The sequence below is a fragment of the Streptomyces montanus genome (assembly GCF_005786655.1).
Classification (GTDB): domain Bacteria; phylum Actinomycetota; class Actinomycetes; order Streptomycetales; family Streptomycetaceae; genus Streptomyces; species Streptomyces sporangiiformans.
The window spans coordinates 1-17,967 of record NZ_VBZC01000083.1 but is presented as its reverse complement, the minus strand read 5'-3'; the positions used below and the strand labels follow the sequence as shown (position 1 = coordinate 17,967).

Annotated in this window: 16 protein-coding genes and 1 pseudogene; 6 read left to right on the top strand and 11 right to left on the bottom strand. The window is 70.7% G+C overall.

Annotation, left to right across the window (positions count from 1 at the left end):
• Positions 1-15 precede the first annotated feature (15 nt).
• Positions 16-1,326: an MFS transporter gene (locus FE633_RS42365; RefSeq protein WP_138050500.1), complete on the bottom strand. Its 1,311-nt coding sequence runs from the start codon at positions 1,324-1,326 to the stop codon at positions 16-18.
• Positions 1,327-1,397: 71 nt separating this feature from the next.
• Between FE633_RS42365 and FE633_RS42360 the strand changes: the two genes are divergently transcribed.
• Positions 1,398-2,402, top strand: coding sequence for a GlxA family transcriptional regulator (locus tag FE633_RS42360; RefSeq protein WP_138050499.1), 1,005 nt, complete (start codon positions 1,398-1,400; stop codon positions 2,400-2,402).
• Between the two features lie 7 nt (positions 2,403-2,409).
• On the opposite strand, the gene FE633_RS42355 is transcribed toward FE633_RS42360, so the two are convergent.
• Together FE633_RS42355 and FE633_RS42350 are read right to left on the bottom strand one after the other, a co-directional pair.
• The gene (locus tag FE633_RS42355; RefSeq protein WP_138050498.1) at positions 2,410-3,459 is read right to left on the bottom strand and encodes a Zn-dependent alcohol dehydrogenase; all 1,050 of its coding nucleotides are present in this window, start codon (positions 3,457-3,459) and stop codon (positions 2,410-2,412) included.
• A 54-nt stretch (positions 3,460-3,513) separates the two neighbouring features.
• Positions 3,514-4,428, bottom strand: coding sequence for an SDR family NAD(P)-dependent oxidoreductase (locus FE633_RS42350; protein ID WP_138050497.1), 915 nt, complete (start codon positions 4,426-4,428; stop codon positions 3,514-3,516).
• A 102-nt stretch (positions 4,429-4,530) separates the two neighbouring features.
• Here FE633_RS42350 and FE633_RS42345 point away from each other — a divergent pair, with 102 nt between their 5' ends.
• Positions 4,531-5,466: a cyclase family protein gene (locus FE633_RS42345; RefSeq protein WP_138050496.1), complete on the top strand. Its 936-nt coding sequence runs from the start codon at positions 4,531-4,533 to the stop codon at positions 5,464-5,466.
• Between the two features lie 408 nt (positions 5,467-5,874).
• Here FE633_RS42345 and FE633_RS42340 read toward each other — a convergent pair whose 3' ends face one another.
• From FE633_RS42340 to FE633_RS42325, 3 genes are all read right to left on the bottom strand, one after another.
• A complete protein-coding gene (locus FE633_RS42340; protein ID WP_246114085.1) occupies positions 5,875-6,354 on the bottom strand; it encodes an ATP-binding protein in 480 nt (159 codons plus the stop codon).
• A gap of 487 nt (positions 6,355-6,841) precedes the next feature.
• Positions 6,842-7,735: an acyl-CoA dehydrogenase family protein gene (locus FE633_RS42330; RefSeq protein ID WP_138050495.1), complete on the bottom strand. Its 894-nt coding sequence runs from the start codon at positions 7,733-7,735 to the stop codon at positions 6,842-6,844.
• Positions 7,736-7,745: 10 nt separating this feature from the next.
• Positions 7,746-8,900 (bottom strand): acyl-CoA dehydrogenase, encoded by a 1,155-nt coding sequence (locus FE633_RS42325; RefSeq protein WP_138050494.1) that lies wholly within the window; start codon positions 8,898-8,900, stop codon positions 7,746-7,748.
• Positions 8,901-9,054: 154 nt separating this feature from the next.
• Between FE633_RS42325 and FE633_RS42320 the strand changes: the two genes are divergently transcribed.
• Positions 9,055-10,587: a class I adenylate-forming enzyme family protein gene (locus FE633_RS42320; protein WP_138050493.1), complete on the top strand. Its 1,533-nt coding sequence runs from the start codon at positions 9,055-9,057 to the stop codon at positions 10,585-10,587.
• Here the strand turns inward: FE633_RS42320 and FE633_RS42315 are convergent.
• Together FE633_RS42315 and FE633_RS42305 are read right to left on the bottom strand one after the other, a co-directional pair.
• A complete protein-coding gene (locus FE633_RS42315) occupies positions 10,571-11,083 on the bottom strand; it encodes an EF-hand domain-containing protein (protein ID WP_138050492.1) in 513 nt (170 codons plus the stop codon). The genes FE633_RS42320 and FE633_RS42315 overlap by 17 nt on opposite strands.
• Before the next feature lie 306 nt (positions 11,084-11,389).
• Positions 11,390-11,764 carry an STAS domain-containing protein gene (locus FE633_RS42305; protein ID WP_138050490.1) on the bottom strand — a complete coding sequence of 125 codons (375 nt, stop codon included), beginning with the start codon at positions 11,762-11,764 and terminating at the stop codon, positions 11,390-11,392.
• A 379-nt stretch (positions 11,765-12,143) separates the two neighbouring features.
• Between FE633_RS42305 and FE633_RS42300 the strand changes: the two genes are divergently transcribed.
• Together FE633_RS42300 and FE633_RS42295 are read left to right on the top strand one after the other, a co-directional pair.
• The gene (locus FE633_RS42300) at positions 12,144-12,725 is read left to right on the top strand and encodes a sigma-70 family RNA polymerase sigma factor (protein ID WP_138050489.1); all 582 of its coding nucleotides are present in this window, start codon (positions 12,144-12,146) and stop codon (positions 12,723-12,725) included.
• Positions 12,722-14,122 (top strand): maleylpyruvate isomerase N-terminal domain-containing protein, encoded by a 1,401-nt coding sequence (locus FE633_RS42295; RefSeq protein WP_138050488.1) that lies wholly within the window; start codon positions 12,722-12,724, stop codon positions 14,120-14,122. The genes FE633_RS42300 and FE633_RS42295 overlap by 4 nt, the downstream gene beginning before the upstream one ends.
• A 60-nt stretch (positions 14,123-14,182) precedes the next feature.
• On the opposite strand, the gene purU is transcribed toward FE633_RS42295, so the two are convergent.
• Both purU and FE633_RS42285 read right to left on the bottom strand, forming a co-directional pair.
• Positions 14,183-15,067 carry a formyltetrahydrofolate deformylase gene (purU, locus tag FE633_RS42290; protein ID WP_138050487.1) on the bottom strand — a complete coding sequence of 295 codons (885 nt, stop codon included), beginning with the start codon at positions 15,065-15,067 and terminating at the stop codon, positions 14,183-14,185.
• A 149-nt stretch (positions 15,068-15,216) separates the two neighbouring features.
• Entirely contained in the window at positions 15,217-15,717 is a 501-nt protein-coding gene (locus tag FE633_RS42285) for an SCO4402 family protein (RefSeq protein ID WP_138050486.1), read from the bottom strand.
• Positions 15,718-15,833: 116 nt separating this feature from the next.
• Between FE633_RS42285 and FE633_RS42280 the strand changes: the two genes are divergently transcribed.
• Positions 15,834-17,117 carry an ABC transporter substrate-binding protein gene (locus FE633_RS42280; RefSeq protein WP_138050485.1) on the top strand — a complete coding sequence of 428 codons (1,284 nt, stop codon included), beginning with the start codon at positions 15,834-15,836 and terminating at the stop codon, positions 17,115-17,117.
• 118 nt (positions 17,118-17,235) lie between these two features.
• Here FE633_RS42280 and FE633_RS42275 read toward each other — a convergent pair.
• Positions 17,236-17,967: pseudogene (locus tag FE633_RS42275) on the bottom strand (hypothetical protein); the annotation flags it as partial.

Below are 17,967 nucleotides of genomic sequence, written 5' to 3'. Positions count from 1 at the left end.
TCCCTGTCTCCCTCGTCAGGCGAGAGCCACCCTCGCCACCGGCTTCCTCCGGATCACCAGCGCCATCAGCGCCGCCGCCGCGCACAGCGCGCCCGACGCGTACCAGACCACGTCGTACGAGCCGAAGGTGTCCCGTGCCATGCCGCCGAGGACGGCGACGAGTGCGGCGCCGACCTGGTGCGAGGCGAGGACCCAGCCGAAGACGATCGCGCTGTCGTCGCCGTACTGTTCGCGGCACAGGGCGAGGGTCGGCGGGACGGTGGCGACCCAGTCGAGGCCGTAGAAGACGATGAAGAAGACCATCGGGAGCTGGACCGAGGGCGCCAGCAGCATCGGCAGGAACAGCAGGGACACACCGCGCAGCGCGTAGTACACGGCCAGCAGGCGCCGCGGGTCGAAGCGGTCCGTGAACCAGCCGGAGGCGATCGTGCCGGCGACGTCGAAGATGCCGATGACCGCGAGCAGCGACGCGGCCGCCGTGATCGGCATCCCGTGGTCGTGGGCGGCGGGCACGAAGTGCGTCTGGATCAGGCCGTTCGTCGACGCACCGCAGATCGCGAAGGTGCCGGCCAGCAGCCAGAAGGGGCCGGTACGGACGGCCGAGAAGAGCACGTTCACCGTGCGGCGGGCCGCACCGGGCACGGGCTCGGGCTTCGGCACGAACTCCTTCGCCCCGTACGGCTTCAGCCCCACGTCCGCCGGATGGTCCCGCAGCAGCAGCCATACGAAGGGGACGACCGCGAGGGCCGCCAGCGCCACCGTCACGGCGGCGGGACGCCAGCCGTGCTCCGAGACGATCCACGACAGCAGCGGCAGGAAGATCAGCTGGCCGGAGGCGGAGGCCGCCGTGAGGATGCCCGTCACCAGGCCACGCCGCTCGGTGAACCAGCGGTTCGTGACGGTCGCGGCGAACGCCAGCGCCATCGAGCCGGAGCCCAGTCCGACGAGCAGGCCCCAGCACAGCAGCAGCTGCCACGCCGCCGTCATCCACACGGTCGCACCCGAGCCGAGCGCGATCACTCCCAGGGCCGCCGCGACGACCCGGCGGATACCGAACCGGTCCATCAGCGCGGCCGCGAACGGCGCGGTCAGCCCGTACAGCGCGAGGTTGACGGACACCGCGAGCCCGATCGTGCCGCGCGACCAGTGGAACTCCTGGTGCAGCGGATCGATCAGCAGGCCCGGGAGGGACCGGAAGGCCGCGGCGCCGAGGATCGTCACGAAGGCGACGGCGGCCACGAACCATGCGCGGTGCACGCGCGTGTGGCGCCGCCTGCTGTCTCTCTGGGGCTCCTGAACCACTGAAGCTTCGGTCGTCTGAGTCACGTCATAGAGCTTCTGTGCTGCGATGACCGCAAACGAGTGGCCCGAAGGACAGCATTCGTTAGGATCGGGCCATGAGCGGTTATCAGGCCCGGCACCGCGTCGTCGTCCTCGCCCTCGACGGCCTCCTCCCCTTCGAACTGGGCATCCCCCAGCGGATCTTCGGGCGTGCCCGGAACGCTGACGGGCAGAACCTGTACGAGGTCGTCACCTGCTCGATCCGGCCGCCCGGCCCGGTGGACACGGATGCCGACTTCGCCGTGCTCGTCGAGAACGGTCCCGAGGCCCTGGCCACGGCGGACACCGTCGTCGTACCGTCCTCGTACGAGCTCGGCCCGGTCTTCGACGAGGGCGTACTCACCGACGAACTGGCCGCCGCCCTCGCCCACATCCGCCCCGGCACCCGGCTCGTCTCCATCTGCACCGGCGGATACGTCCTCGCCGCCGCCGGACATCTCGACGGCCGCCCGGCGACCACGCACTGGTATCACGCCGAGCATTTCCAGCGGCTCTTCCCGAAGATCAAGGTCGACGCGGACGTGCTCTTCGTCGACGACGGGGACGTCCTCACCTCCGCCGGTGTCGCGGCCGGCATCGACCTGTGCATCCATCTCGTACGGCGCGACCACGGTTCCGCCGTCGCCAACGACGTGGCCCGTCGCACCGTCGTTCCACCCCACCGTGACGGCGGGCAGGCCCAGTACATCCAACGCCCCGTCCCCGAGCCGCAGGTGGCCACGACGACCGCCGCCCGCGCCTGGGCGCTCGGTCGCCTGCACGAACCGATCCAGCTGCGCGACATGGCCGAGCAGGAGTCCATGTCCGTACGCACCTTCACGCGCCGCTTCCGCGAGGAGGCCGGGATCAGCCCCGGTCAGTGGCTCACCCAGCAGCGTGTCGGCCTCGCCCGCCATCTCCTCGAGTCGACCGACCTCTCCATGGACCAGGTGGCCCACGACGCCGGCTTCGGCACGGCCCAGTCGATGCGACAGCACCTGCAGGCGGCGCTCGGGGTCACACCGACCACCTACCGGCGTACGTTCCGCTCGGGCACGCTCGCCGTCGGCGGCGGGAGTTGAGCGCCGGTCAGAAGGTCAGCACTCCGCGCGCCACCCTCCCCGCCTCCGCGTCCGCCGCCGCCTTCTCGAAGTCCTCGACCGGATAGGTCTTCGTCACCAGCTCGTCCAGCAGCAGGCGGCCCTCGCGGTACAGCCGCGCGTACAGCGCGATGTCGCGCTGGGGGCGTGACGAGCCGTAGCGGCAGCCCAGGATCGACTTGTCCAGGTACATCGACGAGACGCGGAAGGACGCCTCCGCCGTGGCCGGGGGAACGCCCAGGAGAATCGCCTGGCCGTGGCGGTCGAGGAGGTCGATGGCCTGGCGGATGAGTTCGACGCGGCCGACGCACTCGAAGGCGTGGTCCGCACCCGTCGGGAGGATGTCCTTGACGCCGTCCGTCGCCGTCAGGAAGTGCGTCGCGCCGAACTGCCGTGCCGCCGCCTCCTTCGCCGGATTGGCGTCCACCGCCACGATCGTCGACGCGCCCGCGATCTTGGCGCCTTGAATCACGTTCAGCCCGATCCCGCCCGTACCGATCACGACCACGCTGTCACCGCGGTCCACCCGCGCGCGGTTGAGCACCGCGCCCACCCCGGTCAGGACCCCGCACCCGATCAGCGCGGCGGAGGGCATCGGGATGTCCTCGGGGATACGGACCGCCTGTACCGCCTTCACCAGCGTCCGTTCCGCGAAGGCCGAGTTGGAGGCGAACTGGTAGAGCGGCTGCCCGTCCCGTGTGAACGGCTGCCGCGGCATCCCGATCGCCTTGCGGCACATGGTGGGCCGCCCCCGGTCGCACTCCGCACAGGCACCGCAGTTCGCGAGCGTGGACAGCGACACATGATCTCCGGGTCCCACATGGGTGACGCCCTCCCCCACGGCCTCGACCACACCCGCGCCCTCGTGCCCGAGCACCACGGGAACGGGGAAGGGGATGGTCCCGTCCACCACCGAGAGGTCGCTGTGGCACAGCCCCGCCGCGGAGACGGCCACCAGTACCTCCCCCGGCCCCGGCTCCCGGATCTCCAGGTCATCGGCGACCTGGACCTGCTTACCGTCGAAGATCACGCCCCGCATGGTGTTGCCCCCTCTGCCCCGAACCTGAACTCCACGGCTCCGCCTCACCTTCCGCTACGCGTTGGGCCGCCCCTTCTCCCCCGCGGCCCGCGCCATGGCCTCCACCTGCGCCAACAGGGGCATCGGATCCACGCCCACGCTCCCCGGCAGGAAGTCGGCGATCCGCTCCGGAGTCCAGGACGCCCCCTCCGCATACGCCGCCCGCAGCTCCCGGGGCTGCGCCCAGACCGCGATCTTGGGCCCGGCGATCGTGTAGACCTGTCCGGTGATCCCCTCCTGCTGAGCACGAGAGGACAGCAGGTACACCACCAGCGCGGCCACGTCCTCCGGCTCGCCGATCTCCTTCAGCTCCATGGGGACGTTCGCCGACATCCGCGTACGCGCGACCGGGGCGACCGCGTTCGCGCTCACCCCGTACTTGTGCAGGCCCAGCGCGGCGCTCCGCACCAACGAGATGATCCCGCCCTTCGCGGCGCTGTAGTTGGCCTGGGAGACGGATCCCTGGTGGTTGCCGCTGGTGAAGCCGATCAGCGCACCCGAGCCCTGTTTGCGCATCACCGCCGAAGCCGCCCGGAAGACCGTGAACGTGCCCTTCAGGTGGGTGGCGACCACGGGGTCCCACTCCTCCTCGGACATGTTGAACAGCATCCGCTCGCGCAGGATCCCGGCCACGCACACGACGCCGTCGAGCCGCCCGTACGACGACAGCGCGACATCGACGACCCGCTGTCCACCCGCCATGGTCGAGATGTCGTCGGCGACCGCGACCGCCTCACCGCCCGCCGCCCGGATCTCCTTCACCACCGCGTCGGCGACGTCACTCGTCGGCGAACCGCCGTCCACCGACACCCCGTAGTCGTTGACGACGACCCGCGCCCCCTCGGCGGCCGCCGCGAGCGCGACGGCCCGCCCGATCCCCCGCCCCGCTCCGGTCACGGCGACGACCTTGCCTGCCAAGAAGTTCCCCACACCGGCCCCTTCCCGTCCCACGGTTTCTGACGGACCGTTAGATTTGATTCGTCAGATTCTACGACCCGTCAGATACCTGGAGACAAGCCCCGGGGAGGACTCATGTCACTGCCGACGCTGCATCCGGAGTTCCACGACATCGCCAAGCGCGTGAACAACTGGGGCCGCTGGGGCGCCGACGACGAGATCGGCACGCTGAACCTCATCACCGACGAGGTCGTGCGCGAGGCCGCCGCGAGCGTTCGCACGGGGCGCCGCGTCCCCCTCGCGCTCCCCCTCCAGCAGGACGGCGTCCAGACCGGCCTCATGCCGGGCCGGGTCAACCCCCTGCACACGATGGTGCAGATCAACCAGGAGATCTTCGGTCCGGGCACGGTCGCGTGCAGCGACGACGCCGTGACCATGGGCCTCCAGGCAGCCACGCACTGGGATGCGCTCACGCACGTCTCACACTCGGGAATGATCTACAACGGCCGTCCGGCCGCCGGCATCACGGCTCACGCCGGCGCCGAGTTCAGCGGCATCGACAAGCCCCGGCACATCGTCTCGCGCGGCGTCCTCCTGGACGTGGCCCGCGCCCGCGGCGCCGAGCGCCTGGACGGCGGTCACGCGGTCACACCGGAGGACCTGGAAGCGGCCGAGGAGCTCGCGGGCGCCCGCGTCCGCTCCGGCGACATCGTCCTCGTGCGCACCGGGCAGATCCAGCTCTACCTGGCAGGCGACAAGCACGCGTACGCGCACCCCTCCCCGGGCCTCTCCGTCCGTACCCCGGAGTGGTTCCACGCGCGCGATGTCGCGGCGGTCGCGAACGACACCCTCACCTTCGAGGTGTTCCCGCCGGAAATAGAGGACTTGTGGCTGCCCGTCCATGCCCTCGACCTGGTCGAGATGGGCATGCTCCAGGGCCAGAACTGGAATCTCGAAGAGTTGTCCACAGCCTGTGGAGAAGAAGCCCGCCATACGTTCCTGCTGTCGGCGATGCCCGAACCGTTCGTCGGCGGCACGGGAACCCCCGTGGCACCCGTCGCCATCCTCTGAGCATCGGCCGACGAGGCATCGATTGGCGGCGCGCCTCTGCTCGCCCCCGAGCACGGCACCGCGCGCCGCCATCCGGCTCCGGCGTACCCACCCTGCCCTGAAGGACCCGACGCCGGACCACGACCCGCATTCGCCGAGGGGTGCCGTCACCGGCCCCTCGACGTCCCCTCGCAGCGAATCGCCGACCACAAGCGTGATCAGACGAACACGTTACGTCAACACCCGTTCGGGGATTCATGACTTAAGCCCGATTCGTGACCACGCGTACGGAAGCACTGCCCGGCGCACTCGACCGCACCGTTCGTCCGCTTCACGGATTCCGAACGGCGTGCACCGTGCGCGCCGACCGCATGCACCCCGCACGCCGACGGCATGCGCCCGTACGCCGACGACATGCACCCCGTGCGCTCAAACGGCCTCGTAGGCCATGTCCTCGTACGCGGCCGGCGTCGCGTCATACGTGGTCGTGGCCGCACCCTGGCCCGAACAGCGGTCCAGCTCGCACCAGATCCGCTTGCCGACGCCCTCCGGGTTCCAGCCCCAGCGGTCGGCGAGGCCGTCGACGAGCGCCAGGCCGCGGCCGTTGGTCTCGTCGCTGTCCGGACACCGGGGGCGCGGCGGGCGGGCGCTCGTGTCGGCCACCTCCAGACGGACGGTGGCGGCGGACTCGCCGACCGCACCCGGCAGCGACAGGCGCAGCACGGCCGGACAGCCGGTGTGCACCACGGCGTTGGTGACCAGTTCGGAGACGAGCAGGATCAGCGTCTCGGCAAGCGGTTCATCGACTCCTATTCCGGACCGGGCGAGCCTCGAACGGGCCCATCTCCGGGCTCGCCCCACCTCCGTGGGGTCGGGCCGGATCTCCAGTTGCACTTGAAGCACCTGCACCGCTCACACCATCCGATTCGGCGGACACATCGCCTCGCGCCTCGCAAGGGCCACGATCGTGGTCAAAGCAGGGATCACGGAATGTGATTCCCCTGCGTGACAGCATGGTTGACGTACAGTCACCCCAACAAGCGCTTCGGGCATATTCCAGCGCGAAGGAGTACGCGTACGGCATACTGTGCGACGCTCGCCACGGGGAGTCGAACAAGCAGGACCGGGGCTTGATCCTGCCCTGCGAGCGGCGCGCATCGCCGGATCCGGAGCCGCCTCAGGGGCAGCACCGGGATGGCTCGGCCTCAGAACCACTCGCATCCCACACAAGGTACCGGAGCGTGGCACCGACTCCGGGCCGTGACGAGTCACGCATCGGACACAACCCGATATCTACGCTCAGTAATTCCGGTATGCCACGTTCCGCGCCATCCGCCCGTTTGGGTGTGCCACGATCCGTGACAATCGGCTCCGGCGGAGTTCCCCGGGGCTCGCCTCAGCGCCCCGCCGGGGACAGCAGGTCCTCCGCGAGAGCTTCCTCGGCGTCCGCCGCGCTCTGCCCGCGCCGGGCCCGCACCCAGGCCCGTTTGAGGTGAAGGTGCACGTCGGACTCCCAGGTGAAGCCCATACCGCCGTGCACCTGGAGGCAGTCGCGGGCGCCCCGCTCCGCGGCTTCGTCGGCGAGCAGGCCGGCCGCGGCGATGTCGAGCGGGTCGGCCGTGACGGCGGCCGCGTACACCGCGCCGCGCGCCACTTCCACACGTACCAGCATCTCCGCGCACAGGTGCTTGACGGCCTGGAAGGCTCCGATCGGCCGACCGAACTGCTCACGCGTCCGGGCGTGTTGCACGGCCAGCTCGCAGGTACGCGCGGCCGAGCCGAGCTGTTCGGCGGCGGTGAGCAGAACGGCCACGGGATCCGTCGGCGCTGCCCGCGGCACCCTGTGGAGGGGCGTCAGCGGATCCGCCGAGCGCAGCGCGACCGCTCCCGTCACGTCCCCGCGTACGACGTCCGCCTCGTCCAGCCACTCCACGAGGGTGCCGTTCACGGCCACGACGACGGTCTCGCCGGTGGCCGCTCCGGGGATCTCGCCCGCCGCGAGGTGCGTCGCCACGAGAGGGCCGGGCAGCAGCGCCCGGCCCGCCTCCTCGAAGGCCAACACGGCTTCGGGCAGCCCGAGTCCGACCCCGCCGTCCGCCTCGGGAAGCCGCAGCGAGAAGAGGCCCGCCTCGCCCAGCTCCCGCCACAGGGCGCGGTCGAGGCCCGGCGGACGGGCAGGGTCCTGCGCGTCCACCGCGGCCCGCAGCTGTTCGCGTCCGAAGCGCCCGGTGAGCAGGTCGCGTACGCCCGTCCGCAAGGCACGCTGGTCCTCGGTGAGTTGGAAGTCCATGTTCGGGAGGTCACCGCCCCTTCGGGAGGCCCAGGATCCGCTCGGCCACGATGTTCCGCTGGATCTGCGAGGTGCCGGCCGCGATGGTGTACGAGAGGGACGACAGCCGGTCGAGGGTCCACTCACGGGACAGGTCGAGCGCCTCCGGGCCGAGGACCTCGGCGGCCACGTCGTACAACTCCTGCCGCGCGTGTGAGTACTTCAGTTTGAAAACCGAACCCCCGATCCCAGGGACCCCGCCCGTGGCCTCGGACTCGCTGACGTTCCACTGCGTGAGCCGCCACAGCGCACGGAAATCGGCGTTCAGCCGGCCGAGCCGCCGCCGCAGCGACGGGTCGTCCCAGCGCCCGTTCTTCCGTGCCTCCCGGGCGAGTTCACCGAGCACGCGCCGGCACGCCACGACCTCGCCGACGAAGGCCGTACCGCGTTCGAAGGAGAGGGTCACCATGGTCACCCGCCAGCCGTCGTTCTCGGCGCCGACCCGGTTGGCCACCGGCACGCGCACCTCGTCGAGGAACACCTCGGCGAACTCGGTGGAGCCCGCGAGCGTACGCAGCGGGCGGACCGTGACGCCCGGGGCGTCCATCGGCATGGCGAGCCACGAGATCCCTCGATGCTTCGGGGCCCGTGCGTCCGTCCGCACCAGCAGCTCGCACCAGTCGGCGACTTCGGCATGGGAGGTCCAGATTTTGGACCCACTCACCACGTAGTCGTCGCCGTCACGCCACGCGCGCGTGCGCAGGGCCGCGAGGTCCGAGCCGGCGTCCGGCTCGCTGAATCCCTGGCACCACACCTCCTCGCCGCGCAGCACGGGCGGCAGCCAGCGCGCCCGCTGCTCGGGGGTCCCCTCGGCCGCGATCGTGGGCCCCGCGTGCAGCAGGCCGACGAAATTGGCCCCTACGTAGGGTGCGCCCGCCTTTTCCGTCTCCTCCAGGAAGATCAGGTGCTGCGTCGGGGTCGCCCCTCGGCCACCCGCGTCGGCGGGCCAGTGGAGCCCCGCGTACCCGGCGTCGTACAGCATCCGCTGCCAGCCGAGGTCGTACGCGCGCCGCCCTGGCCAGTCGTCGGGGGACGGCTTCGGGGGCAGTGAGGGCAGGACCTTCGCCAGCCATTCCCTCAGCCGCGCCCGGAATTCCTCTTCCTCGGGAGTGCAGGCGAGATCCACCAGCGGTCCCCTCTCCCACCACCTGTCTGATGGTCCGTCAGAAATCAGGCTAGCCCCGCACCCCTGGACCGACAAGCGACGGGGGCCTACGCTCTGCGCACGATCTGACTAACCGTCAGTTTCGAGTCGCAGCCGTACAGGGGGATCGATCCTCGTGAACGAGACCGCACACGCACTGGGCGCGTCCCGCACCTTCTGGGAACTCGTCGAGCGCCGCGCCGCGCTCACCCCCGACCGCCCCGTCCTCCTCCAGGACGACCGCGCCCTCACCTTCGAGGAGCTGCGCTCGGGAGCGGAGAGGGTGGCCGCGGGCCTCCACGACCGGGGCGTACGTCCCGGCACGGTCGTCGCCTGGCAGCTGCCCACGCGCATCGAGACGGTGCTGCTCGCCATGGCCCTGGCGCGCCTCGGGGCGGTGCAGTCTCCGGTCATCCCCTTCTACCGCGACCGTGAAGTCGCCTTCGCGGTCCGGGAGGCCGGGGCCGCGTACTTCGCCGTGCCGGGCGAGTGGCGCGGCTTCGACCACACGGCGATGGCTCGGCGCATCGGGGCACGGGGCGTCTTCGAGGCGTACGAGACGCTGCCCGACGGCGACCCCGCGGTACTGCCCCCGCCGCCCGCGAACGGCACGGAGGTGCGCTGGATCTACTGGACCTCGGGTACGACCTCCGACCCCAAGGGCGTGCTGCACACGGACCGTTCGCTGATCGCGGGCGGGTCGTGTCTCGCCCACGCGCTGCACCTGTCGGCCGACGACGTCGGCTCGATCGCGTTCCCCTTCGCGCACATCGGCGGCCCGGACTATCTGGTGATGCTGCTGCTGTACGGGTTTCCGGCCGTGCTCTTCGAGAAGTTCGCGCTGCCCGAGGCTCTGGAGGGGTATCGCAGGCACGGGGTGACGGTGGCGGGCGGGTCGACGGCGTTCTACTCGATGTTCCTCGCCGAGCAGCGCGGGCAGCCGGGTACGCCGATCATCCCCAGTCTGCGGCTGCTGGCGGGCGGCGGGGCACCGAAGCCGCCCGAGGTGCACCGTGCCGTCGTACGGGAGATGGGGGTCCAGCTCACCCACGGCTACGGCATGACCGAGGTCCCGATGATCACGATGGGTTCGCCGGACGACACACCGGAGAACCTCGCGACGACCGAGGGGCGGCCTCCGGATGGCATGGAGATACGGGTCGTGGACGGGGAGGTGCGGCTGCGCGGGGAGGCGGTCTGCAAGGGCTACCTGGACCCGGCGCAGACGGCGGAGGCCTTCGACGAGGACGGTTTCCTGATCACCGGGGACCTCGGGCATCTCACGGACAGCGGCCATCTCGTCCTCACCGGCCGCCTGAAGGACGTCATCATCCGCAAGGGCGAGAACGTCTCCGCCAAGGAGATCGAGGACCTGCTGCACCGGCATCCGGCGGTGGGCGACGCGGCGGTGATCGGACTGCCGGACGCCGAACGCGGGGAGCGGGTCTGCGCGGTGGTCGAACAGCCGGCGGGGACGCCGGAGTTGACGCTGGCGGCGGTGACCTCGTACCTGAGCGCGGAAGGGCTGTCCCCGCACAAGCTGCCGGAGCAGCTGGAGGTGGTGGACGCCCTTCCGCGCAACGAGACGCTGCGGAAGGTGCTCAAGTACAAGCTGAGGGAGCGTTTTTCGGGCGCTGCGGAGGCCGCGAAAACTACTCCGGCACCGTGAAGTAGCGGGCGAAGGCGGTCACGATGTCCGGCTCGCTGATGCGGCCGTCCGTGTCCGTGTCGAGCGTGCCGGCCGCCGCGGCGGCGATGCCCTCGGGGACACCCAGGACCTTGAGGGCCCGCGCGACCTCGTCGACCGTCGCCGCACCGTCGGCGTCGCCGTCGGCCATGGCCAGCACCGCGTGCAGGAAGGGGCGGGCGATCTCGGCGAAACGGTCCGGGTTGTCCCGCAGCCGCTTCACCGCGCCGTGCACGAACTCCTCGCGGGTGATCCGCTGGTCGCCGTCCCGGTCCGCGATCCCGGCCATGCCCTGCCAGAAGGCCTCGGCGCCGATGTAGACGGCCTGTCCTCTGTCGGACCGGGCCGCCGTACCGAACTCGGCGAGCAGCGCCTTGGCCGCGCCGCTGAAGTCCTCGCGGTCGATATAGCCGTTGCCGTCCTGGTCGAAGGTGGCGAACCGGGCGGCGATCCGTCGCTCGTACTCGGTGCTGACCATGTTTTTCAGGCCGCCTTACATCAGGTGGGTGCGTCTGGCAGGGAGCGTACGACGCCGAAGGCCCTCGGGGAGCGGGAAATCGACGCTTGCGCCAAGGCCTGGGGAATTCCGCGACAACCGCGCCGCGATGTTCTGGGGTGATCAAGCTCTGCGGGTGACAGGGATCACACCGGCGGGAACGGCGGCGACGGGGCCGACAAGGATGGCAGGGACGGCAGGGACGGCAGGCAAGACGGGCGACAGAGGCAAGACACGCAAGTCAGGGCAAGTCAGGGATGACGCCGCCAGGGATGACGCCGGCAGGCATCACGCCGACAGAGGGCTCGACTCGTCGTCCAAAGCCGTGCCGACGTCGGGATAGACGTCGAAGAGCCGACGGACGCCGAGGGCACCGAGGACCCGGTTGACGTGGGAGCCGTCCACGGCACCGTTGGCGGGAAGGATGAGCCGGAGGCGCCCCTGGCAGGAGCGGATCAGACGGCGGGCGGCTATGAGGACGCCGACGCCGCTGGAGTCGCAGAAAAGGACTCCGGACAGGTCGAGCACGAGACTGCGGCGGCCGTCCGCCACCGCGTCATGTACGCGTTGGCGCACTATCGGTGAGGTCACCAGATCCATCTCGCCCGACACTTGGAACACGGCCCAGCCACCCTGCTCGCGGTCGGTCACCTTGAGCGTCACGCGTCTGCCTCTCCCTCGACGATGCCCGCCCCCGAAACGTAAGCGGAAGCAACTCCTTCGCTTCCATGTGCGCGGCTGCCCCGCTCCAGCTCCATGAAACACCGGATGTTGAATCGAACCGTGTCTCGGGTGCCCTATTTCGGTCGTACGCGATCTGATTCGATCGTGTCTGATCGCTTCAAGGAAGGGTAGGCGTATGCGTCAGGCGTACGCACACCGTAATGAAACCCCTACCATCCGCAGCTCGTTCAGGGGCGCGCATTGGTACAAAGGGGCGTGCGCCGGCAGGGGTGCCGACTACATTCGGGAGGAAGCCGGAGGCGAGAATCCGGTGGACACAGGGACAGGCGCCGGGCACGAGCAGGGGTGAGGGGGCCGCATGGCCAAGAACGACGCGCCGCCCCGCTGGGACCGCAAGATGCAGCAGCGGCTCGCACGCGGGGAAGCCGCCGCGCTCGGTGAGCTTTATGACCGATTCGCTTCGCTCGTGCACCTTCTCGCCCATCGAGTGCTCAGGGATGAGCAAGCCGCCGACGACATCACCGGCGAAGTCTTCGCCCACGTCTGGGAGAACCCGGACGCGTACGACCCCAAGCAGGGACCGCTGCGCTCCTGGGTCGCCACGCTGACCCACCGCCTCGCCGTGCAGCGCCTGCGCCAGACCGAGACCGCCGCGCTCGCCCAGGGCGGCCCCGGCACCGCGGAGGATTTGGAGCGCAAGGTGCGCCGCGCCTCGGTGGCGGCCCGCGCCGACTACATCGTCACGGCCATGCCCGTCCCGCTGCGCGCGGCCCTGGACCTCGCGTACTTCCAGCGTCGCGACTACCGCCAGGCCGCCGCGGACCTCGGCGTCACCGAGGACGAGGCGCGCCGCCGTCTCCGCCTCGGCCTCCAACTCCTGGCCACCGCCCACGACAGCGGACCGTCCGGGGCACCGCCCGAGTACGGGGGTGCGCGGTGAGCGGCTCGGGCCGATTCGAGGCGTACGACGGACACGAGGAGCACGACCGGCACCGGCACGGGCACGGGGATCACAACGAGTACGAGGATCACGGGAACGGGAACGGGAACGGGGACAGGAAGGGAAACGGGAACGGGAACGGGAGGGGGAACGGTGGCGGGGACAAGCAGGGCCCGCCCGACGAACCGCCGCGCATCCCCATGCCGCGTTCGTCCGTGGAGGACACGGGACTGCCGCTGCCCGACCCCCCACCCTCCGCGCCGCCCCCTTCACCGCCCACGACGCTCGTGCTCGAGCACGGGGTGCTGAAGTCGCTGCTCGGTGCCTGGGCGCTGGCCGCGTGTTCGCCGGAGGAGACGACGGCCGTGGAGGAGCACCTCGGCGTGTGCGGTGCCTGCGCGGACGAGGCGCTGCGACTGCGCGAGGCCGTCGGGCTGCTGCACCCGGCGGAGAGCCTCGACCTCGACCCGGCGCTGCGCACCCGGGTCCTGGAGGGCTGCCTCGACCGGCGCCCGCCGCGCATCCCGGTGCCCGAGTGGGCCGCCCCGTACGACGCGGAGGCCGCCCGACTCGACGCGCTGCTCCAGGACATCGGCGACGCGGAGTGGCACACCCCCGTACGACTGCGCTGGTTCGAGGGCGACGACCCCACGAGCCGGCGGACGACCGTCGCCGGGGTCATCGCCCATCTGCTGTCCGTCGACGGCCTCGTCGCGGTCGCCCTCGGCCTCGACGACCCCCTCGGCAAGATCCCGGCCCGCACGGCGACCCCGGCGGCCCGCACCGAGGCGTTCTGGCGGGCCTCGCACTTCCCGCCCACCCGCTCCGTACGCGCACCGTGGCGCGAGCAGAGTCACACCCTCGTGCGTACGGTGTCGTTCGCGGGCGGCGGCTCCGGGCAACTGTCCGTGCCGTACGGCGATTTCGAACTGCCCCTGCAGGACTCCATGCTGGACCGGGCCTTCGAGTGCTGGGTGCACGCCGGGGACATCGCGGACGCCGTGGACTATCCGTACGGGCCGCCCTCCCCCGGCCATCTGCACGCGATGATCGATCTCGGGGCGCGGATGCTGCCGGGGGCGCTGGCCGCCCGGCGCCGGGCCGGTCTCGCCGGTCCCGGTCGTGCGCGCCACCTCGTCACGGCCGGTGCGCCCGGCCGCAGCCTGCGCCTGGAGATCGAGGGCTCCGGCGGCGGCGAATGGCTCATCCCGCTCGACTCCCCCGGTGCCCTCGCCTCCGCCGACCACGAAGTGGCCCATGTGGCGCTCGACGGGGTCGAGTTCTGCCGCCTGGCCGCCGGCCATGTCTCACCGGAGGAGGCGGCCGCGGGGCAGAACGGGGACCGGGAGGCGATCAGGGACGTACTGTTCGCGGTGGCTTCGCTGAGCCGGATGTAGCGCCGCACGACGTCCGTACGGCCTTGCCGTCCGTACCGGCACCGCGAGGAGTGCGCGCGCTCAGGCGAACACGACCGTCCGCCGGCCGTTCAGCAGAATGCGCCGCTCCGCGTGCCACTTGACCGCGCGCGCCAGCGCCTGGCACTCCACGTCGCGTCCGACGGCGACGAGCTGTTCCGGCGTGACCTCGTGACCCACGCGCTCGACCTCCTGCTCGATGATCGGGCCCTCGTCGAGGTCGGCCGTCACATAGTGCGCGGTGGCGCCGATGAGCTTCACTCCCCGCGCGTGCGCCTGGTGGTACGGCTTCGCACCCTTGAAGCTCGGCAGGAAGGAGTGGTGGATGTTGATGATCCGGCCGCTCAGCTGCTTGCAGAGGTCGTCGGAGAGGACCTGCATATAGCGGGCGAGGACGACGAGTTCGACGCCCTGCTCGCGCACCAGCTCCAGCAGCTGTGCCTCCGCCTGCGCCTTGTTGTCCCTGGTGACCGGAATGTGATGGAAAGGGATGTCGTACGAGGCGACGAGCTCGGCGAAGTCGGTGTGGTTGGACACCACGGCCGCGATCTCGACGGGCAGCGCGCCGGTCCGGGCACGGAAGAGCAGGTCGTTCAGACAGTGGCCGAACCTGCTGACCATGAGGACGACACGCATCTTGTCCTCGGCCCGGTTGATCTGCCACTCCATCTGGAAGGAGTCGCCGATCGCGGCGAAGCTGGCGCGCAGCTTGTCCAGGCTCACCGGCGCTTCCGCGGAGAAGTGGACCCGCATGAAGAACAGTCCCGTGTCGTGGTCGCCGAACTGCTGACTGTCCTCGATGTTGCATCCGGTCATGAAGAGGTAGCTCGACACGGCGTGCACGATGCCCTTTTTGTCCGGGCAGGACAGGGTCAGGACGTACTGCTCGGTGGCGGGGCCGGCCCCGCGGACGGACTGCTCGTTCATGCCCGCCAGGGTCCCATATCCGCGCCCGAGGGCGGGCATGCGTCCCGTTGGACGGACGCGGGCCGTGAGCCAGAGAGAAGCGGGAGGCAGGTGGGAGGGAAGCGGGAGGCAGGTGGGAGGGAAGCGTGAAGGGGCCGGCAGGCGTCCGGTCAGGCGGAGCGCGTCATGATCTGCAGCACCTCGAGTGTCCGCGGCGGCGCGTCCGGGTCCTCACTGTCGCTCGACGCCATGCGCACATGCGCGTCGCGGGCGGCCCGCACGGCTTCCGGCCACGCCTGGTGGTCGAGGTAGGCGGAGACGGGTGCGTCGGGCCCCACCTGGTGCATGATCCGCAGCACGCGCAGTACGGCGGTGTCGACGAGCGACGCCTCCTGCGAGTCACGGAAGATCGTGCCGACGTACTTCTCGGCGGACCAGTTGTCCAGCCAGGTGTCCTCGACGAGGCGGTACACGGCGTCGGTGACGTCCCCGTATCCGTCCACGCCCGCGAGCCAGACGTCCCGCTGGAAGGCGGGGTCGGAAAGCATGTGCAGCGCGGAGCGCACATTGCTGCGCCAGCGCCACCACGGCATGTCATTGAGTGGCATGCCGCCCATGGTGGATGAGTGACGGCCGCGACGGGAAGAGTTCTCCGAACCTTGCACGGTCACCGATCGTACGTTCCCTCCGGAACGCCCCGCATCGCCCCCCGTAATTCACCCGTACGTCACCGAAAGTTGACCATGGGGCACACAGCGGTTAGGCATGTGACGGAATCGTGCCTTTCATGACTGGCAGGCCACGCACCCCCACGGCTCACCTCTCCCGTCCCGTCAAAACCCTCGTGCGGTCCGCGACCGCCCTGGCGGCGGGTGCGTCGCTCGTCGTCGGTTGCGGGGGCGTCCCCGGGGTCACGGGGGGCTCCGGGGACGGTCCGGTCACCGTGATGACCTGGGCCCCCGAGGAGACCGGCGCGACCAACAAGCCCGGCATGCCCGCCATGGCGAAAGCCTATGCGCGCTGGATCAACTCCCACGGCGGCCTCAACGGCCGCAAGCTCAACGTCATCACCTGCAACGAACAGAACGACACGGTGGGCGCCGCCGCGTGCGCCCGGCGCGCGGTCAAGAAGAACGTCGTCGCGGTCGTGGGCTCGTACAGCCAGTACGGCCGTTCCTTCCTCTCCCCGCTGGCGTCGGCCGGCATCCCGTACATCGGCGGGTACGGCGTCACCGACGCCGAGTTCAGCAATCCGCTCTCCTACCCCGTCAACGGTGGCCAGCCCGCGCTCCTGGCCGGCCTCGGCCGGGAGCTCGCCAAGAGCTGCGGCCCCGTGACCCTCGTGCGCCCGGACACGATCGCCGGCGACGAGATGTCCGTGCTCCTCGACTCCGGGCTGGCCACCGGGGGCCATGCGCCCGCGATCGATCAGCAGGCCGCCGAGGACGCCACGGAGTACGACCAGCACGTGGTGCGGGCACTCGAGCGGGCCACGGCCGATCCCCAGAAGAAGGGGTGTGTGGTGCCCGCGCTCGGCGATCACACGGACACCTTCATGGACTCCTTCCGGCGCACCGCCGTGGACTACCCGGCGGTGCGGACCGCGTCCGTGCTCGGCAGTGTCGACCAGTCGGTGGTCGACACGACGGGCCGTACGTACGAGGGGGCGTACGTCACCGGCTGGTACCCCGCGTCGAGCGACACGCGCTGGAAGGCGATGCGCCAAGTGATCAACGCGGAGGCCTTCGGCGACAACCGGATCGACGTCGCGGACGCGGGTGTGCAGACCACGTGGATCGCGTACACCGTTCTGAAGAAGGCCGTGGAGTCCCTGGGCGACGACGAGGTCTCCGCGACCGCGGTGCGACGGAGCCTCGACAAGGGGCTGAAGGTCAGCACGGGCGGTCTGACGCCGACGCTCAGCTGGGGCTACCAGAACCTGCTCGCGGCGAGCGGCTTTCCTCGGCTGATCAACTCCCACGTGACCTACCAGGTGGTGCGCAAGGGCCAACTGGTCGCGGTCCACAAGGGGTTCACCAACGTGTCGAGGACGCTGGAGAGCGTGAACTGATCATGTCTGGCTGATCCACTGATCCACTGATCCTCTGACCCACTGATCCGGTCACATCCCGGGATATCCGGGGCGTCCGGGACGTCCAGGGCAGTCCGGGGCAGTGCGGGACGTCCGGTCACAGCTGGGTGGGCTGGCGCTCCGTCAGTCCGTAGGTCTGGGCGATGGAGTTCCAGAGCCTCGCGGCCTTGGCCTTCTGCGTGGTCGCGGTGCCGCTCTCGCGGTTGCCGGCCTGGGTCTGGTTCGTGGTGCGGGCCTGGCCCTTGCGGCAGCCCTTCTTGCCGGCGACCTGGTCGGCCCAGGCCGCGTAGTGGTTGTCCGCCGCCGCGGAGGCCTTCCAGGCGCTGTTGAGCGCGGCGGTCAGCTGGGCGTGGTTCGGCAGCTTGTCGACCGAGAGGGCCGCGAGGCGGGTGACCAGATCATTGCGCTGCTTGGCGGCGTTGCGCAGATCGGTGGCGGCCTGGCCGAGGTTGGTGCACGACCGTACGTCGGACACGGCCTTGATCACCGAGTCGCGGCTGTTGTTGCTGTCCGCCAGGAGCTTGTCCAGGGCTACGGCCTGCACCTTGGCCGGGTCGGCGGACGGGGACGCCGACTCGTCCTTGGTGGGCGACGTCGCCGCCACGGTCTTGTTCCCGTCACCGCCGTCGTCGCCTCCGCCGCCGCTGAGCAGGGCGCCCGCGCCGATGCCCAGTACGGCGATGCCGACGCCCACGGCGGCGATGAGCTTTACGCGGGATCCGGCACGGCCGCCGCGGCCGCCGGAGCCATGGCCGCCGCCGCTGTCCGCCGCCGCCTCGCGCCGGGCGGCACGTCCGCCGGGCATCGCCGCCGGGTCGACCTGCGGCAA